The organism is Micromonospora sp. NPDC048842, assembly GCF_040649935.1.
Lineage (GTDB): Bacteria > Actinomycetota > Actinomycetes > Mycobacteriales > Micromonosporaceae > Micromonospora > Micromonospora hortensis.
Genome location: NZ_JBEZGK010000026.1, coordinates 41,503 through 66,281, shown reverse-complemented (window position 1 = coordinate 66,281; position 24,779 = coordinate 41,503). Strand labels below are relative to the sequence as shown.

The 24,779-nt window shown below is 72.6% G+C and carries 27 protein-coding genes and 1 pseudogene; 9 read left to right on the top strand and 19 right to left on the bottom strand.

Annotation, left to right across the window (positions count from 1 at the left end; all coding sequences use genetic code 11):
* Window positions 1-135: 135 nt before the first annotated feature.
* Window positions 136-405, top strand: a complete 270-nt coding sequence (locus AB0C19_RS27810; RefSeq protein WP_357190039.1) for a hypothetical protein — start codon at window positions 136-138, stop codon at window positions 403-405.
* 60 nt (window positions 406-465) lie between these two features.
* Here the strand turns inward: AB0C19_RS27810 and AB0C19_RS27805 are convergent, their stop codons facing one another.
* The 4 genes and pseudogenes from AB0C19_RS27805 to AB0C19_RS27790 all read right to left on the bottom strand — a co-directional run.
* Window positions 466-1,056 (bottom strand): Trp biosynthesis-associated membrane protein, encoded by a 591-nt coding sequence (locus AB0C19_RS27805; protein ID WP_357190037.1) that lies wholly within the window; start codon window positions 1,054-1,056, stop codon window positions 466-468.
* A gap of 55 nt (window positions 1,057-1,111) precedes the next feature.
* Window positions 1,112-2,665, bottom strand: coding sequence for an anthranilate synthase component I (locus AB0C19_RS27800; RefSeq protein WP_357190035.1), 1,554 nt, complete (start codon window positions 2,663-2,665; stop codon window positions 1,112-1,114).
* A 58-nt stretch (window positions 2,666-2,723) separates the two neighbouring features.
* Window positions 2,724-3,149 carry a phosphoribosyl-AMP cyclohydrolase gene (gene hisI / locus AB0C19_RS27795; RefSeq protein WP_357190075.1) on the bottom strand — a complete coding sequence of 142 codons (426 nt, stop codon included), beginning with the start codon at window positions 3,147-3,149 and terminating at the stop codon, window positions 2,724-2,726.
* Between the two features lie 351 nt (window positions 3,150-3,500).
* Window positions 3,501-3,785, bottom strand: a pseudogene (locus AB0C19_RS27790) (phosphoribosyl-AMP cyclohydrolase); the annotation flags it as partial.
* A gap of 597 nt (window positions 3,786-4,382) precedes the next feature.
* On the opposite strand from AB0C19_RS27790, the gene AB0C19_RS27785 reads away from it, so the two are divergent.
* The 3 genes from AB0C19_RS27785 to AB0C19_RS27775 all read left to right on the top strand — a co-directional run bounded on the left by AB0C19_RS27785 (window position 4,383) and on the right by AB0C19_RS27775 (window position 6,582).
* Complete coding sequence (locus AB0C19_RS27785) at window positions 4,383-5,138, top strand: ABC transporter ATP-binding protein (protein WP_357190033.1); 756 nt, start codon at window positions 4,383-4,385, stop codon at window positions 5,136-5,138.
* A complete protein-coding gene (locus AB0C19_RS27780; RefSeq protein WP_357190032.1) occupies window positions 5,135-5,890 on the top strand; it encodes an ABC transporter permease in 756 nt (251 codons plus the stop codon). The genes AB0C19_RS27785 and AB0C19_RS27780 overlap by 4 nt, the downstream gene beginning before the upstream one ends.
* Before the next feature lie 95 nt (window positions 5,891-5,985).
* Complete coding sequence (locus tag AB0C19_RS27775) at window positions 5,986-6,582, top strand: TetR family transcriptional regulator (RefSeq protein ID WP_238686020.1); 597 nt, start codon at window positions 5,986-5,988, stop codon at window positions 6,580-6,582.
* A 19-nt stretch (window positions 6,583-6,601) separates the two neighbouring features.
* Here AB0C19_RS27775 and AB0C19_RS27770 read toward each other — a convergent pair whose 3' ends face one another.
* The 3 genes from AB0C19_RS27770 to AB0C19_RS27760 all read right to left on the bottom strand — a co-directional run bounded on the left by AB0C19_RS27770 (window position 6,602) and on the right by AB0C19_RS27760 (window position 11,224).
* Entirely contained in the window at window positions 6,602-7,351 is a 750-nt protein-coding gene (locus tag AB0C19_RS27770) for a DUF2470 domain-containing protein (RefSeq protein ID WP_357190029.1), read from the bottom strand.
* Between the two features lie 84 nt (window positions 7,352-7,435).
* The gene (locus AB0C19_RS27765; RefSeq protein WP_357190027.1) at window positions 7,436-9,226 is read right to left on the bottom strand and encodes an ABC transporter ATP-binding protein; all 1,791 of its coding nucleotides are present in this window, start codon (window positions 9,224-9,226) and stop codon (window positions 7,436-7,438) included.
* Between the two features lie 114 nt (window positions 9,227-9,340).
* Window positions 9,341-11,224: an ABC transporter ATP-binding protein gene (locus tag AB0C19_RS27760; protein ID WP_357190025.1), complete on the bottom strand. Its 1,884-nt coding sequence runs from the start codon at window positions 11,222-11,224 to the stop codon at window positions 9,341-9,343.
* 172 nt (window positions 11,225-11,396) lie between these two features.
* Here AB0C19_RS27760 and AB0C19_RS27755 point away from each other — a divergent pair, with 172 nt between their 5' ends.
* From AB0C19_RS27755 to AB0C19_RS27745, 3 genes are all read left to right on the top strand, one after another.
* The gene (locus tag AB0C19_RS27755) at window positions 11,397-12,026 is read left to right on the top strand and encodes a TIGR03085 family metal-binding protein (protein WP_357190023.1); all 630 of its coding nucleotides are present in this window, start codon (window positions 11,397-11,399) and stop codon (window positions 12,024-12,026) included.
* A gap of 199 nt (window positions 12,027-12,225) precedes the next feature.
* Window positions 12,226-13,101 (top strand): terpene synthase, encoded by an 876-nt coding sequence (locus AB0C19_RS27750; RefSeq protein WP_357190021.1) that lies wholly within the window; start codon window positions 12,226-12,228, stop codon window positions 13,099-13,101.
* A gap of 137 nt (window positions 13,102-13,238) precedes the next feature.
* On the top strand, window positions 13,239-15,065 hold the full coding sequence (locus tag AB0C19_RS27745) for a long-chain fatty acid--CoA ligase (protein ID WP_357190019.1): 1,827 nt from the start codon (window positions 13,239-13,241) through the stop codon (window positions 15,063-15,065).
* Window positions 15,066-15,131: 66 nt separating this feature from the next.
* On the opposite strand, the gene AB0C19_RS27740 is transcribed toward AB0C19_RS27745, so the two are convergent.
* Window positions 15,132-16,586: a PLP-dependent aminotransferase family protein gene (locus tag AB0C19_RS27740; RefSeq protein WP_357190017.1), complete on the bottom strand. Its 1,455-nt coding sequence runs from the start codon at window positions 16,584-16,586 to the stop codon at window positions 15,132-15,134.
* 59 nt (window positions 16,587-16,645) lie between these two features.
* Between AB0C19_RS27740 and AB0C19_RS27735 the strand changes: the two genes are divergently transcribed.
* Entirely contained in the window at window positions 16,646-17,317 is a 672-nt protein-coding gene (locus AB0C19_RS27735; RefSeq protein ID WP_357190015.1) for a hypothetical protein, read from the top strand.
* Window positions 17,318-17,418: 101 nt separating this feature from the next.
* Window positions 17,419-17,880, top strand: coding sequence for a hypothetical protein (locus tag AB0C19_RS27730; protein ID WP_357190013.1), 462 nt, complete (start codon window positions 17,419-17,421; stop codon window positions 17,878-17,880).
* Window positions 17,881-17,885: 5 nt separating this feature from the next.
* Here AB0C19_RS27730 and hisF read toward each other — a convergent pair whose 3' ends face one another.
* From hisF to AB0C19_RS27675, 11 genes are all read right to left on the bottom strand, one after another.
* Window positions 17,886-18,653: an imidazole glycerol phosphate synthase subunit HisF gene (gene hisF, locus AB0C19_RS27725; RefSeq protein WP_112582731.1), complete on the bottom strand. Its 768-nt coding sequence runs from the start codon at window positions 18,651-18,653 to the stop codon at window positions 17,886-17,888.
* Between the two features lie 73 nt (window positions 18,654-18,726).
* The gene (locus AB0C19_RS27720) at window positions 18,727-19,722 is read right to left on the bottom strand and encodes an NADP-dependent oxidoreductase (RefSeq protein ID WP_357190011.1); all 996 of its coding nucleotides are present in this window, start codon (window positions 19,720-19,722) and stop codon (window positions 18,727-18,729) included.
* Between the two features lie 47 nt (window positions 19,723-19,769).
* Window positions 19,770-20,201 carry an organic hydroperoxide resistance protein gene (locus AB0C19_RS27715; RefSeq protein WP_274531454.1) on the bottom strand — a complete coding sequence of 144 codons (432 nt, stop codon included), beginning with the start codon at window positions 20,199-20,201 and terminating at the stop codon, window positions 19,770-19,772.
* 5 nt (window positions 20,202-20,206) lie between these two features.
* The gene (locus AB0C19_RS27710) at window positions 20,207-20,653 is read right to left on the bottom strand and encodes a MarR family winged helix-turn-helix transcriptional regulator (protein ID WP_091407758.1); all 447 of its coding nucleotides are present in this window, start codon (window positions 20,651-20,653) and stop codon (window positions 20,207-20,209) included.
* An 81-nt stretch (window positions 20,654-20,734) separates the two neighbouring features.
* Window positions 20,735-21,124, bottom strand: coding sequence for a RidA family protein (locus AB0C19_RS27705; protein WP_357190008.1), 390 nt, complete (start codon window positions 21,122-21,124; stop codon window positions 20,735-20,737).
* A complete protein-coding gene (gene priA / locus AB0C19_RS27700) occupies window positions 21,121-21,846 on the bottom strand; it encodes a bifunctional 1-(5-phosphoribosyl)-5-((5-phosphoribosylamino)methylideneamino)imidazole-4-carboxamide isomerase/phosphoribosylanthranilate isomerase PriA (protein ID WP_357190006.1) in 726 nt (241 codons plus the stop codon). The genes AB0C19_RS27705 and priA overlap by 4 nt, the downstream gene beginning before the upstream one ends.
* A gap of 14 nt (window positions 21,847-21,860) precedes the next feature.
* Window positions 21,861-22,184 carry a hypothetical protein gene (locus tag AB0C19_RS27695; protein WP_357190004.1) on the bottom strand — a complete coding sequence of 108 codons (324 nt, stop codon included), beginning with the start codon at window positions 22,182-22,184 and terminating at the stop codon, window positions 21,861-21,863.
* A 36-nt stretch (window positions 22,185-22,220) separates the two neighbouring features.
* Entirely contained in the window at window positions 22,221-22,853 is a 633-nt protein-coding gene (gene hisH / locus AB0C19_RS27690; protein ID WP_357190002.1) for an imidazole glycerol phosphate synthase subunit HisH, read from the bottom strand.
* A 13-nt stretch (window positions 22,854-22,866) separates the two neighbouring features.
* Window positions 22,867-23,037, bottom strand: coding sequence for a hypothetical protein (locus AB0C19_RS27685; RefSeq protein WP_167362522.1), 171 nt, complete (start codon window positions 23,035-23,037; stop codon window positions 22,867-22,869).
* 58 nt (window positions 23,038-23,095) lie between these two features.
* The gene (gene hisB / locus AB0C19_RS27680) at window positions 23,096-23,707 is read right to left on the bottom strand and encodes an imidazoleglycerol-phosphate dehydratase HisB (RefSeq protein WP_357190000.1); all 612 of its coding nucleotides are present in this window, start codon (window positions 23,705-23,707) and stop codon (window positions 23,096-23,098) included.
* Window positions 23,704-24,774: a histidinol-phosphate transaminase gene (locus tag AB0C19_RS27675; protein ID WP_357190073.1), complete on the bottom strand. Its 1,071-nt coding sequence runs from the start codon at window positions 24,772-24,774 to the stop codon at window positions 23,704-23,706. Before AB0C19_RS27675 ends, hisB begins: the two co-directional genes overlap by 4 nt.
* Window positions 24,775-24,779 lie beyond the last annotated feature (5 nt).

The following is a 24,779-nucleotide window of genomic DNA, read 5'->3' as shown; positions in this document are numbered from 1 at the left end:
GTGCCTGGTCACAGCCGAGGCGAGACAGTTGACCGGGCGGTCACCGCGGCGAAACGTCGACGGGCGAGCATCGTCCTCGGGCAGACTCGATGACGCGCCTGCCCCGACCGCAGCAACTCCTCGTGCGAGGTGACCATGAGCATTTCCGAGCCGAACCCGACCATCGGACTGACCACCATCTCGCGGACGGTGGCATCGCTCGCCGTCGGAGTGGTGCACACCGTGGAACGGGCAGTGGTGGGCGAGGGACGGATGCGGACGGCACGGGGCAACGCCTGGGAAGCGGTGTGTGCCGACCGGGCCCGCGCCGACCAACGCGCCGAGCTGAACCGCCTGGTCGCCGAGCTGACCGCCGCCCGCGCCACCAGTAGCCGCGCCCAGTGGGAGCGCCAGCCGGTCGGCTGACCGCCCGCCGGCCGCCGCGTCGACTGTCCGTCGCGGCCACCGCGTCAGCCAGCCGTCGCGTCAGTCGTCCGTCGGGTCCTCGCCCCGGTCCAGCGCGTCCCACGCCTCGGTGGTCCGCCGCCCCGCCAACGGCGTCGGCGGCACGGCCGGGTCGCTCTGCGTCCCCGCGGCCTGCGGCGCGGTCCGCGCCGGACGTTCGTAGCGGGCGCCCATGGCCGGCCAGTCACCGCCACGCACCGCCGTCCACCAGCCTCCCCCGGCGGCCAGCAGGCCGCCGAGCAGGCAGAGCGCCGGCCACTGCCGGCTCGCGTCGCCACCCACGTCGGCTACCAGCCCATACCCGCCGCCGGCCGCCACGGCCAGACCGAGTACGCCGAGCAGCGCCCCGAGCACCCGACGCAGGCGGCCCCGGGTGGCCAGCACCGCGCCACCCCCGGCCAAGGTCACCAGGGCCAACGCCGGCAGCCAGGGCAGCAGACTCGCACCGCTGCGGGTGTCACGCACCGGAGGCAGCGGCGCCGGACGTACCGTCAGCTCTACCGACCAGCTACGCGTCGCGGCCCACAGCGCCAGGCCCGCGCCGGCCAGGCAGAGCAGCACGGCGTACGTCAACGCGCGCCGACCCACGACGGACCGCTTCCCGCCGCTCACGAGCGCAGCCCTCCGTTCGCGACCGCGGGGCACCACTTCGCCGCACTCCGCGCGCTCACCGTGCCGGCCGGAGGGTTTCGGCAGCCGCGATCGCGGCCAGCACGGCCGCCGCCTTGTTTCGCGTCTCCTGGTCCTCGGCGGCCGGGTCCGAGTCGGCGACCACCCCTGCCCCTGCCTGGACGTAGGCGCGGCCGTCGCGGATGAGCGCGGTCCGGATGGCGATCGCCATGTCCAGGTCGCCGCCGAAGCCGAAGTAACCGACGGTGCCGCCGTAGAGGCCACGACGGACCGGCTCCAACTCCTCGATGATCTCCATGGCGCGCACCTTGGGCGCCCCGGAGAGCGTGCCGGCCGGGAAGGTCGCGGCCAGCGCGTCGAAGGCGCTCTGGTCGTCACGCAGCGTGCCGGTGACTGTGGAGACGATGTGCATGACGTGGCTGTACCGCTCGATGGTGGCGAACTCGGGCACCTCCACGCTGCCGGGCTGACAGACCCGACCCAGGTCGTTACGGCCGAGGTCGACCAGCATCACGTGCTCGGCTCGTTCCTTCGGGTCGGCGAGCAGCTCGGCGGCGAGCGCGGCGTCGGCGGCGGGGGTGCCACCCCGCGGCCGCGTGCCGGCGATCGGGTGCAGCAACGCCCGGCGCCGCCCGTCCGCGGCTCCGGTGACCTTCAGGTGTGCCTCCGGGGACGAGCCGACGATGTCGAACCCGTCGAAGCGCAGCAGGTACATGTACGGGCTGGGGTTGCTGGTACGCAGCACCCGGTAGACGTCCAGCGGGTCGGCGTGGGTGGTCCGCTCGAAGCGCTGGGAGAGCACGATCTGGAAGCACTCACCGGCCCTGATCGCCTCCTTGGCCGCCTCCACCGCCTTCGGATAACCACCGTCGGGCGTACGGCATTGCACCTCGCCGGCCGGCGGACGCTCGACCGTGGAGATCATCGGCGGGATGGGCCGGGACAGCGCCGTGGTCATCGCGTCCAACCGGCCCACCGCGTGGTGGTAGGCGGCGGCGACCTGCGGGGCGCGGTCCGGGGCGTCCAACGGCGGCAGCACCGCGTTGGCGACCAGGATCGCCGAGCCGTCGTAGTGGTCGAGCACCACCAGGTCGGTGGCGAGCATCATGCCCAGCTCCGGGACGCCCAGGTCGTCCTCGGTCAGCTCGGGCAACCGCTCGAAGCGCCGGATCAGGTCGTAGCCGAGGTAGCCGACCATGCCCCCGGTCAGCGGCGGCAGACCGTCGGACGGGTCACCGACCGGGCCGGCCAGCGCCGCCACCGTCTCCCGCAGCATCCGCACCGGGTCGCCCTCGGTGCTCAGCCCGGCCGGCGGCTGGCCGAGCCAGGTCGCCACGCCGTCGCGTTCGATCAGGGTCGCGCTGCTGCGTACGCCGATGAACGAGTAGCGCGACCAGGCCATGCCGGCCGAGCCGACGCCCTGCTCGGCCGATTCCAGCAGGAACGTGCCCGGTCCACCGGCCAGCTTCCGGTAGACCCCGACTGGGGTCTCCCCGTCGGCCAGCAGTCGCCGGGTGACCGGCACCACACGCCAGTCGGCGGCCAGCGCGGTGAAGGTGTCCAGGTCGGGGCTGAGGGTGCCGTCGGTCATCAGCCGACCCACCTTTCGGTAGTGACCGCGGTGCTTCGCCGGGTCGCACTGAGCGTGCTCACGGTGCCTCCGTCCCGGTGACGGGCAGCTCGGTGAAGAAGCAGGTCCGGTGCCCGGTGTGGCAGGCCGCGCCGACCTGGTCCACGCTGACCAGCAGCGCGTCCCCGTCGCAGTCCAGGGCGACCGACCGCACGTACTGGTGGTGCCCGGAGGTGGCGCCCTTGACCCAGTATTCGCGGCGGCTGCGCGACCAGTAGGTGGCCCGGCCGGTGGTGAGGGTGCGGTGCAACGCCTCGTCGTCCATCCAGGCGACCATCAGCACCTCACCGGAGTCGTGCGCGCGCACCACTGCGGCGACCAGACCGTCGGCGGTGCGGCGCAGTTGGGCCGCGATGGCCGGGTCGAGCCGGGACGGGCGCGCCGGCGCGGGCAGCTCGTTCGGATCGCTGGGGACGCCGGTCACCGGCGAGTCAGGTACGGGCACAGTCACCAATTCTCCCGCACGCGGCGCGGGCACCGCCGACCGCTCCCGCCAGGGCTGCGGCGAAGGCTCCGAGAGCCAGGGCTGCGACGAGGGCCGCGGCTGCGACAAGGGCCCGGACTGCGGCGGAGGCCCGGACTGCGACAAGGGCCCGGACTGCGGAGAAGGCCCGCACTGCGACAAGGGCCCGGACTGCGGAGAAGGCCCGCACTGCGACAAGGGCCCGGACTGCGACGAGGGGCCGGCCGGCCGCGCCAGCTGGGCGACGTAGCGGTCCAGCCGGCCGTCGACCAGGGCGGCGGCCAGGTCCGCGCCGGCCGTGTCGGCGATCTCCTCGGCGTACGGCCGGATCAACGGCAGCGTGCCGGCGACCAGCCGTACCGCAGCGGCCCAGAGCTGCCCGGTGGCACCCGGGCGCAGCCCGAGGCAGAGCAGCATGTCCGTCCGGTAACCGGGTGGCGCCACCGGCAGTTCCAGGGCCGCCGCGAAGGCCGCCCGGCGGGAGTGGACCCGCACGGACGGGTTGGCCGGGCGCAGCACCGAGGGGCAGAGCCGCGCCAGGTCGGCGACGGCGAGCCGGACCCCGAGGCGGTCGCTGGCCGCGCGGGCGGAGGCGGCCTTACCCAGCGTGGCGATCATCTCTTCCAGCCGGGGTGGTTCGGCGGGCTGACACAGCACCGGCAGGTCGATCCGGGGCCGCCAGTGCGGGTCGGCCCAGAGCAGCCGCGCCGGCGCGGTGACCGGCAGCCCGAACGCCCAGTCGGCCGGTTCGCCCAGTCGGTGCACCCAGGACCGGATGTCCCGGGCGGCCACCGAGACGTGAGTGACCTGGCCTGCGGACTCGTCCAGGTAGGCCCGGCGGGCCGCGTACGGGGCGCCGCCGACCAACACGTCGAGGTCGACGTCGCTGTGCGCGGTGGCGGCACGGCGGGCGTGGCTGCCGCGCAACAGGATGCCGACCACCGGCCGCTCGGCGGCCTGCCGCAACCGCGCGGCCCAATCCTCAAGAAAACCGCTATCCGGTAACGGAGCGTGACCCACCGCGCCATCGTGCCGTACGTCCGATCGGCGCGCAATGCCCGTTGGCGGACTTCGTGTCCGGTCCGGAGCCTACTGCCCGTTCTCGCGCTCCGCGCGACGGTCGCCCCGCCGGGCACCGGTGCGGGCGTTGCGCCCGGCGCAGTATTTCATCTAGCGTTGAGTTCAACAGGTGATGAGTTTCTCTGGAGGTGCGTGATGGACGATGCGATAGCCGTCCGAGACCTGGTCGTGGACCGGGGTGGGCGGCGGGTGCTGGACGGCATCAGCTGCCGGGTTCCGCGCGGTGCGGTCACCGGGCTGCTCGGCCCCAGCGGCAGTGGCAAGACCACGTTCATGCGCGCGGTGGTCGGGGTGCAGCTGGTCAGCGGCGGGGCAGTCACCGTGCTCGGTCAACCGGCGGGAACCCCCGCGCTGCGGCACCGGGTGGGCTACCTGACCCAGGCGCCGAGCGTCTACGCCGACCTGACCGTCCGGGAAAACGCCCGCTACTTCGCGGCCCTCTACGGGCGTGGGCGCGCCGAGGCCGACCGGGCGATCAGCGATGTCGGGCTGGCCGAGGCCGCCGGTCAACTGGTCGGCACCCTCTCCGGCGGTCAACGCAGCCGAGCCTCGCTGGCGTGTGCCCTGGTCGGGGAGCCCGAGCTGGTCATCCTCGACGAGCCGACAGTGGGCCAGGACCCGGTGCTGCGGGCGGACCTGTGGGCCCGGTTCCACGCGATGGCCGCCGCCGGCACCACCCTGCTGGTGTCCAGCCACGTGATGGACGAGGCGGCGCGCTGCGACCAACTGCTGCTGATCCGCCAGGGGCGGTTGATCGCCGACGACAGCCCTGCCGCGATCCGCGCCACCGCCGGTGTGGACGACCTCGACGAGGCGTTCCTGCGGCTCATCCGGGCCGGCGAGGCCGCCTCCACCAGCACCGACGCGACAGCCGCACGGGAGACAGCATGAACGCGCGAATTCTCGCCGCCACCACCGGTCGCATCCTGCGTCAGCTTCGGCACGACCGGCGGACCATCGCGCTGCTCGTGGTGGTGCCGGCCGTCCTGCTCACCCTTGTCTACTTCATGTACGCCGACCAACCGACCCCGCCCGGCCAACCGTCGACCTTCGACCGGATCGCGCTGGTGATGCTCGGCATCTTCCCCTTCGTGATCATGTTTCTGGTGACCAGCATCGCCATGCTGCGGGAACGCACCTCGGGCACGCTGGAGCGACTACTCACCACGCCGCTGGGCAAGCTCGATCTGCTCTTCGGCTACGGCATCGCTTTCGGGTTGGCCGCCGCCGTGCAGGCAGCCGTCGCCGCCACGGTGGCGTACTGGATCTTCGATCTGGAGACCGCCGGCAGCATCGGGCTGGTGCTCGGGATCGCCGTGCTCGACGCCGTGCTCGGCGTCGCTCTCGGGCTGCTGTGCAGCGCCTTCGCGCGCACCGAGTTCCAGGCAGTACAGTTCCTGCCAGTCGTCGTGGTCCCCCAACTGCTGCTCTGCGGGCTGTTCGTGGCCCGCGACCAGATGGCCGGCTGGCTCCAGGCGCTCAGTGACGCCTTCCCCCTGTCGTACGCCATCGAGGCGTTGCAGGAGGTCGGCGCCCACGCCGAACCGACCGGCCGGATGTGGCGCGACGTCGCTGTGGTGTTCGGCGCGGTGGTGCTGGCGCTGGTGCTCGCGGCGGCCACCCTGCGCCGACGCAGCGGCTGACCGCCAGCGTCGGGGGCGGCGGCCGGCGCGGCAGCCGACCCCGGCGTGGGCGGGCCGGCCCACGGCGGGCCGAGGCGGACGAACGAAGGGCGGCGATGACGCGGCGGACCGGCCGGCGACCCGGCAACCCGGGCACCCGGGAGGCGATTCTCGACGCGGCACGGACGGCGTTCGCCGAACGTGGCTACGACGCCGCCTCGATCCGGGGCATCGCCGGTACGGCGCAGGTCGACCCGGCGCTCGTGCACCACTACTTCGGCAGCAAGGACCAGCTCTTCCTGGCCGCGATGAACTTTCCGGTCGACCCCGGTCAGCTGGTGCCGAAGGTGCTCGCCGGCGACCGGGACGGCGTCGGTGAGCGGATGGTGCGCATCTTCCTCGGCGTGTGGGACTCCCCGACCGGCAGCGCGGCACAGGCACTGCTGCGCTCCGCTGTGAGCAACGAGTGGACCGCCCGGCTGCTGCGTGAATTCGTCACCACCCAGGTGCTGCGCCGGGTGCTGGAGAACCTCGACGTCGACCCGGTCGAGCTACCGCTGCGGGGCTCGCTGGTGGCCACCCAGATGATCGGCCTGGCCATGATGCGGCACGTGGTGCGCCTTGAGCCGGTCGCCTCGGCGGACCCGGAAACCCTGGTGGCCGCGATCGGCCCCACCATCCAGCGCTACCTCACCGGCCCCCTGCCAAGCTGACCCGACAGCGCCCGACCGGTTAGCGCGGGGGGCGGGCGTTGGCTGTGAGTCGCAGCGGCGGCAGCAGGCGCGGCAGCTCGGCTGGGTCGGCCACCGGGCCCGGGAAGGCCAGCCGGATCCGACGCCGGGCGCCGGGTCGGCCGAGGGCCACCACCAGCCCGTAGCGGTCGATGCGCACCACCCGGGGCGGCCCGTCCGGCGTCTGCTCGGTCAACCCGAGCTGCCGGCGCAGGTACTCCGTTACCTGGGCGCCGTGGCACTCGGCGAGGTCGGCGAGCAGGCGGGCCTCGACCGGGTGCACCGGGTCGGGCTCGGCCTCGGCGTACTCCACCGGGTCGATCCGGTGCACGACGCCGGCCCGCTCCCAGCGGACCTCGACCACCTCGAAGCGGAACAGCCGGAACCGGGTGCCCAGGTCGAGCAGGTCGCCGGTCGGCTCCACAGTGGCGAACTCGACAGCCGCGTGGCGGGCCTCGTCGCCGCGCAGCTCGGCCGCCCAGCCGGACACCCAGGCGCGACCCAGGCCGGGCGCGCCGGCGGCGGGCGGCAGGTCGAGCACGTCGAGCACCACAGCCACGTCGCTGCCCCCGGCGGCAGGTTGCAGGGCGGCGGCCAGGTGGCTGGCCACCGGCACCAGCAGCAGCACCCGCCCGTCCGAGTCGGTGACGTGCCGGGCGTGGTGCGGGCCCGGCCGGTGGGCCAGGTGCACAAGGCCGGGCAGGCGGCCGGCGACGAGGGTACGGACGATCTCGGCGGAGTTGGGCCGCATGGGCGCGACCTCCTTCAGAGGTTAGGCTTACCTAACCCGGAGCCTAGAGCACCCACCCGTCGACGTCCACCACACCGCCGCACCTCACCGGGTCTGCTCCAGCCAGGAGGCGTAGAGCAGCCCGTACACCGAGTCGGCGTCGCGAACCAACTCGTCGTGCGGGCCGCGCTGCACCACCCGACCCTGGTCCACCACGATCACCTCGTCGGCGGCCTGCGCAGTGGAGAGCCGGTGCGCGATGGCGAGGGTGGTCCGCCCCCTGGTGACCGCGTCCAGCGTGCGTTGCAACCGCACCTCCGTCGCCGGGTCCACAGCGCTGGTCGCCTCGTCGAGCACCAGCAGGTCCGGGTCGGCCACGTACGCGCGGGCCAACGCGACAAGCTGCCGCTCACCGACGCTGAGCGCCTCGCCGCGCTCCCCGACCGGGGTGTCCAGGCCCGCCGGCAGACCCTCCAGCCAGTCCGACAGGCCCAACTCGGTGAAGGCGACGCTCAACTGCTCGTCGGTCAACTCCGGCCGGGCGAAGCGGACGTTGTCCCCCACCGTCGCGTCGAAGAGAAACCCGTCCTGCGGCACCATCACCACGCGGGAGCGCAGCGAGTCGAACCGGACGTCGGTCAGCGGCACCCCGGACAGCAGCACCGCCCCGGCCGACGGGTCCATCAGCCGGGTCAGCAACTTGGCGAACGTGGTCTTGCCGCTGCCCGTCTCACCGACCACCGCCACCCGGCTCTTCGCCGGGATCTCCAGGTCGATGTCGTGCAGCACCGGCGGACCACCCGGATAGGCGAACCGCACACCGGAGAACCGGATGTCCAGCGGCCCGCCCGGCAGCTCCCGCCCCTGCTCCCCCGGGTCGGCCACGTCCGGGGCGACGTCCAGCACGTCAAGCACCCGACGCCAACCGGCTATCGCGTTCTGCGCCTCGTTGAGCACCTCGGTGGCGATCTGCACCGGCTGGATGAACAGCGTCACCAGGAAGAGGAACGCGGTCAGCTGGCCGATCGACAGCGTGCCGTCCACGCCCAACAGCACGCCGAGCACCACCACGCCGGCCAGCGCCAGCCCCGCCGCCAACTCACCGACCGAGCTGCCCACGATGCTGATCCGGATCGCCCGCTGCTGCGCCAGCCGCTGCCTGTCGATCGCCTCGTCCAGCCGCCGCTCGGTGCGCCCGGCGATCCCGTACGCCCGGATCACCGGCGCGCCCACCACGCTCTCGCCGATCGCGCCGAGCAACGTCCCGGTGCGTTGGCGCACCGTCGCGTACGCGCTGCCGAGGCGACGTTGCAACTGCCGGATGACGAACACCGCCGGCAGGAACGCGGCCAACACCACAACTGTCAACTGCCAGGAGTACGCCAGCATGACGGCGGTGGTGACCACCAGCTGACCGAGGTTGACAAGCAGGATCACCCCACCCCACTGGAGGAACTGGGTGATCTGGTCCACGTCGCTGGTGACCCGCGAGACGAGCGAACCGCGCCGCTCCGACTGCTGGTGCAACATCGACAGGTCGTGCACGTGGCGGAACGCGCGCGTCCGGACGTTGGCCAGCGCCGTCTCGCTGACCGTGAACAGCCGGCGCATCATCAGGTAGCCGCAGATCGTGGTGATCGTCAGGATCGCCGCGGTGATCGCCACCACCGTCCAGACCACGTTCAGATTCAGACCACCGACGAGGCCCCGGTCGATGCCCTGCTGCACGGCGACCGGCACGGCGACCCGACCGACCATGTAGACCAACGCCAGGGCCAACGTGCCGGCCAGACCGATCCGTAGCTCCGGCGAGAGCGCCAGGCCCCGACGCAGGGTCTGCCAGGTCGTCTCCTGCCGAGCCTCCTGCTCGTCAGTCCCCGTAGTCGTCGTACTCACCGGGCCCGCCTTTCGTTCGCGACTGCGGGGCTCCGCTGCGCTGCACTCCTCGCGCTCACCGGGCCCGCCTTTCGTTCGCGACTGCGGGGCTCCGCTGCGCTGCACTCCTCGCGCTCACCGGTCCACCTCGATCTCCAGGCCCGACGGCAGCGGCGCCACGTCGTCGCCGTAGGAACTTTCCTGTGCCCGCTCCACCTCGGCCTGCTCGTAGGCGGTGACCAGGTCGACGTAGCCGGGCACGGTGGCCAACAACTCGCTGTGGGTGCCTCGGGCGACCACCCGTCCCTGCTCCACGTAGATGACCTCGTCGGCGAGCGCGATGGTGGCCCGGCGGTACGCCACCACCAGGATCGACGCGGCCGGAACTCCCGCCTGCGTGGTCGACGACCGCAGCCCCGCCAGGATGGCCGCCTCCACTCGAGGATCGACAGCGCTCGTCGCGTCGTCGAGCACCAGCAGGCGCGGCCGACCGGCCAGCGCGCGGGCCAGGGTGAGCCGCTGCCGCTGACCGCCGGAGAGCGAGGTACCCCGCTCGCCGACCATGGTGTCCAGACCATCGGGCAGCGCGGCGACGAACCCGTCCGCCTCGGCGAGCCGCAGCGCCGCCCAGACCACCTCGTCGTCGACACCGGGCCGGTCGAGGGCGATGTTGGCGCGGACCGTGTCGTCGAAGATGAAGGGCACCTGGGCGACCAGGGCCACAGTGCCGGCCAACGACGCGGAGGTCAGCTCGCGCACGTCCACGCCGTCCAGGCTCACAGTGCCGGAGTCCGGGTCGACGAGGCGCACCGCCAGCGAGGTGATGGTGGACTTGCCGGCGCCGGTCGGCCCCACCAGGGCCACCGTCCGACCGGACGGCACAGTGAAGCCGACCTCGCCGAGGACCTGCGCGCCGGGCGGGTGCGCTTCGGCCGGCGGGTAGGAGTAGTGCACGTCGGTGAAGGTGAGGGTGGCCGGGCCGGCGCCGGCCGGGTCGAGCACCCGCTGCCCGTACGGCATCTCGCCGGTGGCGTCGAGCACCCGGCGCACCCGGTCCCAGCCGGCGACGCTGCGCGGCAGCTCGGCCAGCACCCAACCGATGGCCCGCACCGGGAAGGCCAGCACTGTGAAGAGGAAGGCCACGCTGACCAGCTCGGTCACGCTGATCGCGCCCTGGCGCAGCCGGAACGCCCCGACCACCAGCACGGCCAGGGTGCCGAGGCTGGGCAGCGTCTCCAGCAGCGGGTCGAAGATGCCGCGCAGCCGGCCGACAGCGATCAGCGAGTCACGCAGCTCACCGGCGCGGCCCGCGAACCGGGCGGTCTCCTGGGCCTCGCGGCCCATCGTCTTGACCACCAGGGCGCCGTCGAAGCTCTCGTGGGCGATGCTGCTGACCTCGGCGCGCAGGCGCTGCGCCCGCGCCTGCCGGGGGGCCATCCGGCGGGAGTAGACGACGTTGAGCGCGAACAGCGCGGGGAAGACGGCGAGCCCGACCAGGGCGAGCGCCCAGTCGGTGGCGAAGAGCGACACGATCGCGCCGACCAGCATCACCAACGTGCCGACGGCGAACGGCAGCGGCGCGATCGGGTACCAGGCCGCCTCCACGTCGGAGTTGGCGTTGGACAGCAGGGTGCCGGTGGAGTTGCGGTGGTGCCAGGACAGCGGCAGCTCCAGGTACCGACGGGTCACCCGGCGTCGGTAGGACGCCTGGAGGCGGTACTGCATGTAGCCGGCGCCGAGCCGGCGGCCGAAGATGCCCGCCACCCGCAGCACGCTGATCCCGAACAACGCGGCCGCGGCCAGCGCCAGGGTGCCGGCGCCCACCTCGCCGCGTTCGATGGCCGGGAGCGCCACGTCACCGATGACCGACCCGACGACCCGGGCGCTGACAATGATCATCCCGCCGAAGAGCACGCTGCCGACGACCGCCACCGAGAAGATCCGCGGCTGCTCACGGATCGCCTGCCGCAGGACGCCCAGCCCTCGACTGAGAACGTCCCGACTTGTCTTGCTCGCCACGCTCTCCCCCGCCGTAAGCCGCAATTATCTCCCTCATCCTTACCGGTCGGGGCCAGTGCCGCCGACCCTGACTGGATATGTCGACCATCACGTACCGGACGGCGGCGTGCCGTCGGCGTCGACCGGCGTCCGCTGTCGCGCGCCGACGGGCCACCGGGCCTACGATCGGGCCATGCCGCGGTACGCCCGAGCCGAGCGCGAGGCGCTGGCCGATCTTCTCCTGGCCCTCGGGCCGGACGCCCCGACCATCAACGAGGGCTGGGTGACCCGTGACCTCGCCGCGCATCTGGTGCTGCGGGAGCGCCGTCCGGACGCGGCGGGTGGGATCGTGCTGCCGCCGCTGCGCGGCTACGCCGAGCGGGTCCGTCGGCGGCTCGCCGCACGGCCCTACCCCGAGCTGGTGGCACAGGTGCGCCGACCGCCGGTGTGGAGCCCGGTCAGCAACCCGCTGACCGACGAGCTGGCCAACACGATGGAGTTCTTCATCCATCACGAGGACGTCCGGCGGGCCGGCTCCGGGTGGCAGCCGCGCGATCTGTCGGCCGGCCTGCAGAACGCGCTCTGGAAACGCGCGGCCCCGATGGCCCGGCTGGCACTGCGGCGCTTTCCGGCGGATCTCTACGTGCAGGCGCCCGGCCACGGTGAGGTCTCCCTGGGTCGCGGTGGTGAGCCACTGCGCCTGGTCGGGGCACCGGCCGAGCTGGTGCTGTTCTTCTCCGGCCGGCAGCGGGTGGCCCGGGTTCAACTGAACGGCTCAACGGAGGCGGCTCGGCGGCTACGCGCCGCCAACCTGGGCATGTGACTACGTGTGCGTAAACGGTCACTGAACGACTGTGGAATTTCCCACACCCAGCGAAACACGCTGATACCTCCTCCCGTACGCTTCACCGCGCCGCTCCGCGCCGGGCGGCACGGAGTGGGGGCACACTGTGCGGGACTTCGCGATTTCGGCGCTGCGGGAACCCCCGTTTCCCACGGGCCGTCACGGGGCCACGGACCAGGTGGCGGGTGAGAGCATCGAGTGGGCGCGCACGTTCGGGCTGGTCGATTCCAGCCAACGCGTGCACCGCCTGGAACGGGCCGACGCCGCCGGACTGGCCGGCCGCGCCTGCCCGGACGGCTCGGTGGACGGCCTGCGGCTGCTCACCGACCTGATCAGCTGGCTCTTCGTGATGGACGACGCCTGCGACGAGGACGGCCTCGGCGCCGACCCGGTCCGACTGGGCCCGGCGATCAGCACCCTGCTCGACGTGCTGGACCGGTGCGGTGACCCGTACGTCGTACCGCCCGCCGTCGGGCCACTGGGTGACGCGCTGCACGACCTCTGCCGCCGGACCCGACTGCACGATCACGCCGGACTGCTGCTGCGGTTCGTGAGCCAGATGCGCGAGTACCTGTTGGCGCTGCTCTGGGAGGCGGGCAACCGGGAACGTCGGCGCGTACCCGAGGTCGCGGAGTACGTGCAGCTACGCCGGCACATCGGCGGCGTGCACCCCTGCCTCACCCTGACCGACCTGGCGTCGACGCGGCCCTCGGGGCCAGCCCAGCGCGCCAACCCGGGGCTGGTCGCCCTGGACCTGCTGGCGGTGGACCTGGTCTGCTGGTGCAACGACCTTTTCTCCTACGGCAAGGAGAGCCAGGCCGACCCGGACGCGCACAACCTCGTCACGGTGCTCGCCCAGGACGGCGACGCGGACGAGGTGACGGCGCTCCGGAGTGCGGCACACCGGTTCAACCAGGGTTTGGCGACGTACCTGGACGCGGAGGAGGCGCTGCGCGCCGCCGACGACGACGGGATCCGCGACGCCCTGGCCGCCCGGCGCAACTGGGTCCGGGCCACCTACGAGTGGTCAGTGCAGGCTGCCCGGTACGCCTGATCGGCCGTACCGGTTGGTGGGATGGGCCGGCCGGACGATCACCAGGGCTAGCCGATGCACGGCAACAGGCAATACTCTTCGGTAACCATCATGACGTGACGACCGTCACGCCACCACCCCCGAAGGCGGCTACAGCGATGGCTCTCGATGTACCGTACCGCTCCATCCCGGACATGTTCCTCAAGCGCGTGGCGGCCACCCCCGACCGGAACGCGTTCGCGTCCCCGAACTCCGACGACTCGGGGCCTGTCTGGCTGACCTGGGCGCAGGTCGGCCAACGCGCCAAGGCGGTCGCCGCCGGCCTGCACGGCCTGGGCGTCAGCCAGGAGGACCCGGTCGCGATCCTCGCCAACACCCGGCTGGAATGGGTGATCGCCGACCTCGGCATCATGTGCGCCGGCGGCGCGACCACCACCGTCTACCCGACCACCGAGCCGGCCGACGCGACGTACATCATCGCCGACTCCGGGTCGAAGGTGCTGTTCGCGGAGAACCCGGCCCAGGCGGCGAAGATCGCGGGGGCGTCCCTGCCCGCGCTCACCCACGTGGTGCTCCTCGACGGCGCCGTCGACCCGAACGCCGCGATCGCGCAGTTGACGCTCGCCGACCTGGAGGAACGCGGCACCCAGGCGCTGGCTGCCGAGCCGGAGTTGATCGACATGCTGGTGGCCGGCATCGGCCCGGACCACCTGGCCACGCTGATCTACACCTCCGGCACCACCGGCCAGCCCAAGGGCGTCGAACTGCTGCACGGCGGCTGGTGCTGGGAGGCCGTGGCCCAGGCGGAGGTCGGGCTGCTGCGCGACGACGACCTTCAGTACCTGTGGCTGCCGCTGGCCCACTCGTTCGGCAAGACCCTGCTCTGCGGCGCCATCCACGTCGGTCTGCCCACCTACGTCGACGGGCGGGTGGACAAGCTGGTCGACCTTCTCTCGGTCATCCGTCCGACGCTGATGTGCGGCGCTCCCCGGGTGTTCGAGAAGGTCTACAACAAGGCAGTGACCACCGCGCAGGGCGCCGGCGGCGCGAAGGCGAAGATCTTCGGCTGGGCCGTCGGCGTCGGCAAGGAGAAGGTCACCCTGGAGCAGGCCGGCAAGCCGGTGCCGGCCGGGCTGAAGCTGCGCTACGGGCTGGCCGAGAAGCTCGTGTTCAGCAAGCTCCAGGCCCGCCTGGGCGGGCGGATGCGGGTGCTGGTGTCCGGCGCCGCGCCGCTCAGCCCGGAGATCGCCACCTTCTTCGCCGCCGCGAACCTGCCGATCTCCGAGGGCTACGGCCTGACCGAGACCAGCGCCGGCAACTTCGTCAACCCACCGGCCGGGCTGCGGATCGGCACCGTGGGCCGGGCGATGGGCGACCTGGAGTGCAAGATCGACACCGACGGGGAGATCCTGGTGCGGGGCCGGCCGGTGATGCGCGGCTACCACAACCTGCCGGAGGAGACCGCCGCCTCGTTCACCGAGGACGGCTTCTTCCGTACCGGTGACATCGGCACCCTTGACGAGCAGGGCTACCTCCGCATCACCGACCGCAAGAAGGACCTGGTCAAGACCTCGGGCGGCAAGTACATCGCGCCGTCGCACATCGAGGGCATGTTCAAGGCCATCTGCCCGTACACCTCGCAGGCGGTAGTCGTCGGTCAGGCCCGCAACTTCTGCACCATGCTGGTCACACTGGACCCGGACGCCATCCGGGGCTGGGTCGCCGGTGGCCCCCTCGAAGGGCGCAGCTACACCGAGATCGTCGCGTCGGCCGAGGCCCAGACGATGGTCGAGGAGTACGTCGCCCAGCTCAACGCCAAGCTCAACCGCTGGGAGACGATCAAGAAGGTGGCCATCCTGCCGCGCGACCTGACGATCGAGGACGGCGAGATCACCCCGTCGTTGAAGATCAAGCGGCGTGGGGTGGAGAGCAACTTCGCCGCCGAGATCGACAAGATGTACGCCGGCACCCTCGCCGAGCTCTGACACGACGCCGGTGGCCCCGCACCCGCTCGGGTGCGGGGCCACCGGCGTTCGTGGCAGCGGGGCCGCTCAGGCGATGACGGAGGGCTCGCGCCACCGCTGGCGGCCGGCCCGGTCCAGGTCGTAGCGGATCGCCGCGATCCGCCCCACGGCCTCCACGAGGTCCGCTGCGGGCAGGGTGAAGGGCAGCCGCAGGAACCGCTCCAGGGTGCCGTCCAGGCCGAACCGGGGGCCGGGGGCCAGCCGTACGCCGACCTCCTCCGCGGCCCGGGCCAACGCGCTCGACACCGGGCCGTCCAATTCGGCCCAGAGCGTCACGCCACCGCGTGGCACTGTGACCCGCCACTCCGGCAGTTGGTGCGCCAGCGCGCCAAGTAGGGCGTCCCGCTGGACGGCCAACTGGACCCGGCGATCGGCGACGATGGCCTCGGCGTCGGCCAGCAGGTGCACAGCTACCAGTTGGTCCAACACCGGGCTGGCCATGTCGACCCCGACCCGCACGGCGGCCAGCCGCTGCACCTGCGGCGCGGACGCGCGCACCCAGCCGATCCGCAGGCCACCCCAGTAGGGCTTGCTCATCCCGCCGATGCTGACCACCCGGCTGTGCCGGTCGTAGGTGGCGACCGGGGGTGGCACCTCGGTGCCGTCCATCGACAGGTCCACGAAGGACTCGTCGATGATCAGATCGGTGCCGACCGCGTGCGCGGCGGCCACCACGCGCTCGCGCAGCGAGGCGGGCATCAGGTGCCCAGTCGGGTTCTGGAACTCCGGAATCAGGTAGGCCAGCTTGGGCCGGGTCTGTCGGAGGCTGCCCAGCAGCAGGTCGGGCTCCCAGCCGGCGTCGGCGGCCAGCCCGTGGGTGCTGATCCGGGCCCGCCGGCCGGCCAGCGCGGCGAGGGCGTTGGGGTAGGTCGGGGACTCGACCAGCACGGTGCCGCCGGGGGCCAGGGCGAGCCGCAGCACCAGGTCCAGTGCGTGCTGTGTGCCGCTGGTGACCATGATCTGGTCGGCCGAGGTGGGCAGACCCCGGGCGGTGTACGCGTCGGCCACCGCCTCGCGCAGCTCGATGATGCCGGTCGGGTGGTAACCGGCCCCGCTCAGGTAACGGGGCAGGTCCTCGGCGGCGGCCCGCGCGGCCGACAGCAGTTGCGGCGGTGCGGCCAGCGCGGCGACGCCGAGGTCGAGCATCTCCCGGTCGTCCAGCGGGGTCCACAGGCCGGTGCTGGCCACCCGGTGGTTGCCGGGCAGCATCGTCCAGCTACCGGCGCCCCGCCGGCTGGCCAGGTGCCCGGTCTCGCGTAGCTGCCGGTAGGCGGCGGTGACAGTGGTCCGGCTGATCCGCAGCGCCTCGGCCAGCTCCCGTTCGGCCGGGAGGCGGACGCCCAGCGGCAGCCGGCCGTCGGCGAGCAGCCCGCGCACCGAGCCGGCCAGCGCCGCGTAGTCGGGGCTGCGGCGGCGGCCCGGCAGGGCATGCCACTGCCCGAGCAGACGGGCCAATTGGACGCCGCGCACCTGCCCAGTCATAGCCACTCCTCGGATATTGGCTTCTTCCTCGACGAGGATTGGCACCTAGGGTGGCATGCATGGCACTGCTTGGCAATCTGCGGCACCGACCGGTTCGACGGTTGGTCCAGCTCTACCTCGGGCTCACCGTCTACGGCGTCAGCATGGCCCTGATGATCCGCTCCGACCTGGGCCTCGACCCCTGGGACGTGTTCCACCAGGGGCTCTCCGAGCTGACCGGGCTGTCCTTCGGCACCGTCACCATCGGCGTCGGCGCGCTGGTCCTGCTGCTCTGGATCCCGCTGCGGCAGCGGCCCGGCCTCGGCACCGTCAGCAACGTCGTCGTGATCGGCCTGGTCGTGGACGCCACACTGGCCCTGCTGCCCACGGGTGGCCCATTCAGCGTCCGGATCGCGATGCTGATCACCGGGATCGTCGCCAACGGCGCCGCCACAGCCCTCTACCTCGGCGCCCGGTTGGGGCCCGGCCCCCGCGACGGTCTGATGACCGGGTACGTGGCCCGCCGGCCCGGCCTGTCGATCCGACTGGTGCGCACCGTCATCGAGGTCACAGTGCTGGCGCTGGGCGCGCTGCTCGGCGGCACTGTCGGCGTGGGCACCGTCGCGTACGCACTGGCCATCGGCCCGTTGGCCCAGTTCTTCATCCCGCTGTTCGCCGTGCCGGAGGGCACCACGCCGGACAGCGCCGCGCCCCCGCCGGGCAACCCCGCGCCGGCCACCCCGGCCGGCTGAACCCTCACCGACCGTCCGCGAACCGGTACGTGGTGGTGGTGCCGCGCACCGGTTCGTGGGTGGGTGTTCCCTTCCGCGACGCGCGCCGTCATCATCTCTGCATGGGGGAGAACGGTTGGCGCTGGAACGACGCCTGGATCTTCGTGTCGCTCGTCATCGCGAGCGGGGCCGGACGGCACCGTCGGTCGGCGACAAGCCGGCGGCCGGAGGGCGTCCGCCTGACCGACGTGCTCTCCACCGCCGACCACCTCAACCACGCGATTCCGCAGCGACACGAGGTGGAGGCCGCGGTCCAGCGGCTGGTCGGCGCCGGGCTGGTCAGCGTCGCCGACGGCTGGTTCCGGATCACCGCCGAGGGTGAGCAGCTGTGGCGTACCCGTCCGCGCGCAGGTGTGGCGACCATGGTGGACACCGTGCAGGGTGTGTTGACCCGCCGGCACGCTCCCGGGAGGGCGGACTGGATCCTGGAGGAGGCCGACCACGCGGCTGCCGTGCAGGAGTACGCGGTCCGTTCGATTCCCACCCCGCGTCGGTCACCGGAGGGCCACTCCGGCGAGCGCTGAGCTGCTCAGCGCACCGGATGGCCGCCGAGGCGCAGCGCGTCCTTGACCTCGGCGACGGTCAGCTCGCCGAAGTGGAAGACGCTGGCGGCGAGCACCGCGTCCGCACCGGCGCCGATCGCTGGCGGAAAGTGGGCCACCTCGCCGGCGCCCCCGCTGGCCACCACCGGCACGTCCACCACCGCGCGCACCGCGGCGATCAGCTCCAGGTCGAAGCCCGCCTTGGTGCCGTCGGCGTCCATCGAGTTGAGCAGGATCTCCCCCGCGCCCAACTCGGCGCCCCGGTGCGCCCACCACACGGCGTCGATGCCGGTGCCGCGCCGACCTCCGTGGGTGGTGACCTCGAAGCCGCTGGGCGTGCCGCCGTTCGGCGAGCGCCGCACGTCGAGGGAGAGCACGAGCACCTGCCGGCCGAACCGGTCGGCGATCTCGGCGATCAGCTCCGGACGGGCGATGGCCGCGGTGTTCACGCCGACCTTGTCCGCGCCGGCGCGCAGCAGCGTGTCCACGTCGGCGACCTGCCGGACCCCACCGCCGACGGTCAGCGGGATGAACACCGACTCGGCGGTGCGGCGCACCACGTCGAGCATGGTGCCCCGGTCGCTGGAGGACGCTGTGACGTCGAGGAAGGTCAACTCGTCAGCGCCGGCCCGGTCGTACGCGGCGGCGAGCTCCACCGGGTCGCCGGCGTCACGCAGGTCGAGGAAGTTGACCCCCTTGACCACCCGCCCGGCGTCCACGTCCAGACAGGGGATCACCCGTACCGCCACCGTCATGCCGCGAGCCTATCCTCCGCACGCGGCACGGCGGTCGACCCGATCGGGTCGACCGCCGTGAGAGAGGCCTGGGTCACACCTTGACGAGCATCTTGCCGAGGTTGTCGCCGCGCAGCAGGCCGAGGAACGCGGCCGGGGCGTTCTCGATGCCGTCCACGATCGTCTCGTCGTAGGACAGTGTGCCGTCGCGCAGCCAGCCCGAGACGTCGCGCACGAACGCCGCCCGCACGTCGTTGTGGTCGTTGACCAGGAAGCCGCGCAGGGTGAGCCGCTTGCCGATGACCAGCGCCAGGTTGCGCGGGGCGGCCGGCGGCTCGGTGGCGTTGTACTGCGCGATCATGCCGCAGATCGCGGCCCGACCGTGCAGGTTCATGGCCGAGATCGCGGCCTCCAGGTGGTCACCGCCGACGTTGTCGAAGTAGACGTCGACGCCGTCCGGGGCGGCCGACCGCAGCGACTCGCGGACCCCGTCGTGGTAGTCGAAGGCGGCGTCGAAGCCCAGCGCCCGCAGCCGCTCGACCTTGGCCGGCGAGCCGGCACTGCCGATCACCCGGCCGGCGCCCTTGAGCTTGGCGATCTGGCCGACCAGGCTGCCCACCGCGCCGGCCGCGGCGGAGACGAAGACCGTCTCGCCGGGCTTCATCGCGGCCACCTCCAGCAGACCGGCGTACGCGGTCAACCCGGTCATGCCGAGCACGCTCAGGTACGCGCTGACCGGGGCGATGCTCGGGTCGACGGGGCGGGCCGCGGCGGCGTCGAGCAGCGCGTACTCCCGCCAGCCCAGCCCGTGCAGGATCGTGGTGCCGACGGCGACGTCCGCCGCCTCGCTGGCCACCACCTCACCGATCGCCGCACCGTCGAGCGGCGCGTCGAGCGCGAACGGCGGCACGTACGACTTGACGTCGTTCATCCGTCCGCGCATGTACGGGTCGACGGACATGTACTGGTTGCGGACCACGATCTGGCCCGGTCCGGGCGTCGGAACCTCGGTCTCGACGAGCCGGAAGGTGTCTTCGGTGGGCCAGCCCTGGGGGCGGCTGGCCAGGTGAATCTCGCGGTTGCTGGTCACGGGGTGGTCGTCCTCTCGTCCGCGGATGGGTGCCTGGGGCCGCGAGGTCACGCGGACAGGGTCTCGCGGACGGTCAGGGTGACGTCGACGTTGCCACGGGTGGCGTTGGAGTACGGGCAGACCTGGTGGGCCTGCTCGACGATCTGCTCGGCGACCTCGCGGGGCGCGGCGGGCAGGTCGACGACGAGCTGCACGGTGAGCCCGAAGCCGCCGCTGCCGTTCGGGCCGATGCCCACCTCGGCGCCGACCACGGAACCGGTCACGTCGGCCTTGGCCCGGCGGGCCACCAACCGCAGCGCGCTGTGGAAGCAGGCCGCGTAACCGGCGGCGAAGAGCTGCTCGGGGTTGGCCGCGCCACCGGCGCCGCCCATCTCCTTCGGCACAGCCAGGTCGAGCGTGAACGTGCCGTCGGAGGTCTCGACGTGGCCGTCCCGGCCGTCGCCGGTGGCGGTCGCGGATGCGGTGTAGACAACCTGCATGGTGGTCACTGCTCCTTCTGTCGGTGGATGGTGTCGGTGACCCGGGTGAGGGTGTCGCGCAGCGCGACGAGCTCGTCGAAGCCCAGCCCGGTGGCCTGCGCGATCCGCAGCGGGACATCGCAGACCCGCTCGCGCAGCGCCCGGCCCTGCTCGGTGAGGCCCACCTCGACCCGCCGCTCGTCGCGGGCCGACCGCCGCCGCACCACAAGGCCCGCCCCCTCCAGCCGCTTGAGCAGCGGGGAGAGCGTGCCGGAGTCCAGCCGCAGCTCGGCGCCCAACTCTGACACCGTGGGGGCGTCGTCGGGACGCTCCCAGAGCACCAGCAGCGCCAGGTACTGCGGGTAGGTCAACCCGACCTCGTCGAGGATCGGCCGGTAGACGTCGGTCAGTGCGCGCGACGCGGCGTAGAGCGCGAAGCACACCTGCCGGCGCAGCACCAGGTCATCGGTCACCGCTGAACCGTAGCCCACAATTAAGTTGTGCACAACCTATCGAACCGTGGGACGGCCCCGCAGGCCGCCCGGGCGGGTACCTCAGCGATCGCCGAGGTACGCCTCCAACTCCACCTCTACCAGGTGCTCCGGGTCCAGCAGACCGGCCACCACCACCAGGGTGGCCGCCGGCCGGACCGCGCCGAAGACAGCGTTGTGCGCCCGGCCCACCTCGTCGGCGTACAGCCGGTCCGTCACGTACAACCTGGTCCGGACCACATCGCCCGGCTCCGCACCCACCTCGGCGAGCGCGGCCAACCCGATCCGCAGCGCCTGCGCGGTCTGCGCGGCCGCGTCACCGACGTGAACCACCCGGCCGTCCACAGTCGACGTGCAACCGGCCGTCCAGGCCCGCTCACCGGCCCGGACCACCCGGGAGTACCCGTAGCGCTCCTCCCACGGGCCGCCCGACCCCAGCCGGGTCGTCGTCACGCCTCGGCCAGCGTCCGCAACGCCTCGGCCACAGTGAAGGCACCCGCGTAGAGCGCCTTGCCGGCGATCACGCCCTCCACCCCGGCCGACTCCAGGGTCGCCAACGCCTGCAGGTCGTCAAGGGTGGACACGCCACCCGAGGCGATCACCGGCCGGTCCGTACGGGCACACACCTCGCGCAGCAGCTCCAGGTTCGGCCCGCGCATCGTGCCGTCCTTGGTGATGTCGGTGACCACGTACCGACTCGCGCCCGCCTTGTCCAGCCGCTCCAACACCTCGTACAGGTCACCACCGTCGCGGGTCCAACCCCGCGCCGACAGGGTGTGACCCCGCACGTCCAGCCCGATGGCCACCCGGTCGCCGTACTCCGCGACCACCCGGTCACACCAGACCGGGTCCTCCAGCGCGGCGGTCCCGATGTTCACCCGGGCCGCACCCGTGCCCAGCGCCGCACGCAGCGACTCGTCATCACGGATGCCGCCGGAGAGCTCCACCTTCACGTCCAACTGGCGCACCACCTCCGCGAGCAGGTGCGCGTTCGTGCCCCGACCGAACGCCGCGTCCAGGTCGACCAGGTGGATCCACTCCGCGCCGTCCTGCTGCCAGGCCAGCGCCGCGTCCAACGGGTCGCCGTAGATGCTCTCGCTACCGACGGCGCCCTGCACGAGCCGGACGGCCCGGCCGTCAGCGACATCCACGGCGGGTAACAGGGTGAGGCTCAAGGTCTTCTCCTCGATCAGGTACGACGGTCCAGGGCGATCACCACGATCGCCGGCAGTACGAGCAGCAAGAGCACGATCAGCGCGAAACGCAACGCCAGGTTGTCGACGAACGTCCAGATCAGCAACAACGCCGCGCCGGTGAGCAGCACGATCGCGGCCCGCTCACCCCGAGTGTGCCGGGGCAGCCGCCCGGAGCGACCCCGTCGCAGCCGCGGCGTCAAGCTGCGGACCACAGCGCGACGACGTTGCCGCCGGGCGACCTGGCGCTGCCGGACCACCCGCTCCCTGGCCTGCTCCGCCTCCCGCTCCGCCCGCCGGCGGGCGCGCTCCCGGCTCACCGCGACGCCCGTCGCTCGGGCACCGCGCGACGACGCTCAGTCACCGCTGGGCAACGTGGCGAGCCAGTTGCGCAGCAGCGCGGCACCGGTGTCGGCGGACTTCTCCGGGTGGAACTGAGCCGCCGACAACGAGCCACGCTCCACCGCCGCGACGAAATCCGTGTCGTGGTGGGCGGTGGTCACCGCGGCACCGGCAGCGGCCAGCGCCGTCGGGTCGCCCATCGCGTACGAGTGGACGAAGTAGAACCGGCTCTGCTCCGCCAACCCGGCGAACAGCACCGACTCCCGTGGAGCCCGGACCGTGTTCCAGCCCATGTGCGGCAACCGGGTGGCGGCCAGCCGGGTCACCCCGCCGGGCAGCAACCCCAGCCCCTTGGTCACCACGCCGTGCTCGTCACCATGCTCGAAGAGCACCTGCATGCCCACGCAGATGCCGAGCACCGGCCGGCCGGCAGCCACCCGTTCGGCGATCACCGGGCCGGCGCCCAGCGCCTCGATCCCCGCCATGCACGCCGCGTACGCGCCGACACCCGGCACCACCAGACCATCGGCGGCAGCCGCCGCGGCCAGGTCGTCGGTCACCCGGACGTCCGCACCGGCGGCGGCCAGCGCCCGCTCCGCCGAACGCAGGTTGCCCGAGCCGTAGTCGAGCACCACCACGTCACTCATGTCGTCACCCCGATCACCCGTTCTCCGGCAGCAGCCGCAGCACCCCGGCGACAGTGGCGAGCACCGCGAGCGCCGCGGTGATCAGCACGGCGGCCTTCGGCGCGCCCTGCCGGTAGAGCGACCAGGTGCCACCCACCAGCACCCCGGCCAGGATCAGCAGCAACGTCGGCAACGCGGCACCCATCAGAGCCACCTTCCAGTCGCGACTGCGGGGCTCCGCTGCGCTGCACTCCTCGCGCTCATCAGAGCGCGCCCTTCGTGCTCGGGATCGCCCCGGCGGAACGCGGGTCGATCGAGGTGGCCTCGCGCAACGCGCGGGAGACCGCCTTGAACTGCGCCTCCACCACGTGGTGCGCGTCCGGGTGACCACCCGGTCGGGCCGCCCGCAGCACGTCGACGTGCAGCGTGACCCGTGCCGCCTGACCGAAGGACTCCCAGATGTGCCGGGTCATGCTCGTCGCGTACACCGGCCCGATGTACGGGGCGAGCACCGGCTCGTCGTGCACCACGTACGGCCGACCGGAGAGGTCCACCGCGGCCCGGACCAGCACCTCGTCCATCGGGACTGTCGCCGAGCCGTACCGCCGGATGCCGACCTTGTCGCCCAGCGCCTGGTCGAACGCCGTACCCAGGGCGAGCGCGGTGTCCTCGATCGTGTGGTGCGCGTCGATCTCCAGGTCACCCACAGTGCGCACGGTCAGGTCGAAGCCGCCGTGTCGGGCGATCTGGTGCAGCATGTGGTCGTAGAAGCCGACGCCGGTGCTGATCTCGGCGGCACCGGTGCCGTCGAGATCGATCTCGACGAGGACCTTGGTCTCCTTGGTGATCCGTTCCACCCGGGCGGTCCGACTCATTGCGAAGTCTCCATTGCAGAAAGGAAGGCGTCGGTCTCGGCGGCGGTGCCGGCGGTCACCCGCAGCCAGCCGGGCAGGCCGACGTCACGGACCAGCACCCCCTGCGCCAGCAGGGCGTTCCAGACGATGGTCTGGTCGCCGCCCACCTCGAAGAGCACGAAGTTGGCGTCGCTGTCGGCGACCCGCAACCCCCGCTCGCGCAGCGTCGCCACGATCCGGTCCCGCTGCGCCATGATCGCGCTCACCGTACCGAGAAGGGCATCGCGGTGGGCCACCGCCGCGCGTGCGGCGGCCTGGGTGAGCGCGGAGAGATGGTACGGCAAACGGACGAGCTGCACCGCCCGCACCACCGCCGGGTCGGCGGCCAGGTAACCCAGCCGGCCACCGGCGAAGCCGAACGCCTTGCTCATCGTCCGGGTGACCACCAGCCGCGGGTGGCCGGGCAGCACCGCGAGGGCGCTGACCGTCCCGGGTCGGGCGAACTCGGCGTACGCCTCGTCCACGACCACCATGCCGGGCGCGACGTCGAGCACCGCGGCGATCACCGCCGGGTCCAGTGCCGTGCCGGTGGGGTTGTTCGGCGAGCAGAGGAAGACCACGTCCGGCCGGTGCTCGCGGACCTGCGCGACCGCCTCCTCGGCGGTCAACCCGAAGTCGACCCCGCGCGCGGCGGGCACCCACCGGGTGCTGGTGCCGAGGGCCAGCAGCGGGTGCATCGAGTACGCCGGAACGAAGCCGAGCGCGGTGCGCCCCGGCCCACCGAACGCCTGGAGCAGCTGCTGCTGGATCTCGTTGGAGCCGTTGGCCGCCCACACCTGCTCGACGGTGAGCCCGTGCCCGAGATATTCGGCCAGGTCGGCGCGAAGCGCCACAGCGTCCCGGTCCGGGTAGCGGTTCAGCTCGCGCAGCTCGGCCGCGAGCGCCTTGCCGATCGCCTCGACCACCGGCTCCGGCACCGGGTGGGAATTCTCGTTGGTGTTGAGCCGCACCGGCACGTCCAACTGCGGCGCCCCGTACGGCGACAGCCCCCGCAGGTCGGCCCGGATCGGCAGATCGTCCAGGTCGATGCGCT

Excerpts from the sequence above, each read along its gene's own strand:
- AB0C19_RS27755 (WP_357190023.1), top strand. The coding sequence starts at position 11,397 with ATGCCGCGGTACGCCCGAGCCGAGCGCGAGGCGCTGGCCGATCTTCTC.
- AB0C19_RS27730 (WP_357190013.1), top strand. The coding sequence starts at position 17,419 with ATGGGGGAGAACGGTTGGCGCTGGAACGACGCCTGGATCTTCGTGTCG.
- AB0C19_RS27770 (WP_357190029.1), bottom strand. The coding sequence starts at position 7,351 with ATGCGGCCCAACTCCGCCGAGATCGTCCGTACCCTCGTCGCCGGCCGC.
- AB0C19_RS27775 (WP_238686020.1), top strand. The coding sequence starts at position 5,986 with ATGACGCGGCGGACCGGCCGGCGACCCGGCAACCCGGGCACCCGGGAG.
- AB0C19_RS27740 (WP_357190017.1), bottom strand. The coding sequence starts at position 16,586 with ATGACTGGGCAGGTGCGCGGCGTCCAATTGGCCCGTCTGCTCGGGCAG.
- AB0C19_RS27745 (WP_357190019.1), top strand. The coding sequence starts at position 13,239 with ATGGCTCTCGATGTACCGTACCGCTCCATCCCGGACATGTTCCTCAAG.
- AB0C19_RS27735 (WP_357190015.1), top strand. The coding sequence starts at position 16,646 with ATGGCACTGCTTGGCAATCTGCGGCACCGACCGGTTCGACGGTTGGTC.
- AB0C19_RS27810 (WP_357190039.1), top strand. The coding sequence starts at position 136 with ATGAGCATTTCCGAGCCGAACCCGACCATCGGACTGACCACCATCTCG.
- AB0C19_RS27715 (WP_274531454.1), bottom strand. The coding sequence starts at position 20,201 with ATGCAGGTTGTCTACACCGCATCCGCGACCGCCACCGGCGACGGCCGG.
- AB0C19_RS27685 (WP_167362522.1), bottom strand. The coding sequence starts at position 23,037 with ATGGGTGCCGCGTTGCCGACGTTGCTGCTGATCCTGGCCGGGGTGCTG.
- AB0C19_RS27780 (WP_357190032.1), top strand. The coding sequence starts at position 5,135 with ATGAACGCGCGAATTCTCGCCGCCACCACCGGTCGCATCCTGCGTCAG.
- hisH (WP_357190002.1), bottom strand. The coding sequence starts at position 22,853 with ATGAGTGACGTGGTGGTGCTCGACTACGGCTCGGGCAACCTGCGTTCG.
- hisB (WP_357190000.1), bottom strand. The coding sequence starts at position 23,707 with ATGAGTCGGACCGCCCGGGTGGAACGGATCACCAAGGAGACCAAGGTC.
- AB0C19_RS27800 (WP_357190035.1), bottom strand. The coding sequence starts at position 2,665 with ATGACCGACGGCACCCTCAGCCCCGACCTGGACACCTTCACCGCGCTG.
- AB0C19_RS27785 (WP_357190033.1), top strand. The coding sequence starts at position 4,383 with ATGGACGATGCGATAGCCGTCCGAGACCTGGTCGTGGACCGGGGTGGG.
- hisF (WP_112582731.1), bottom strand. The coding sequence starts at position 18,653 with ATGACGGTGGCGGTACGGGTGATCCCCTGTCTGGACGTGGACGCCGGG.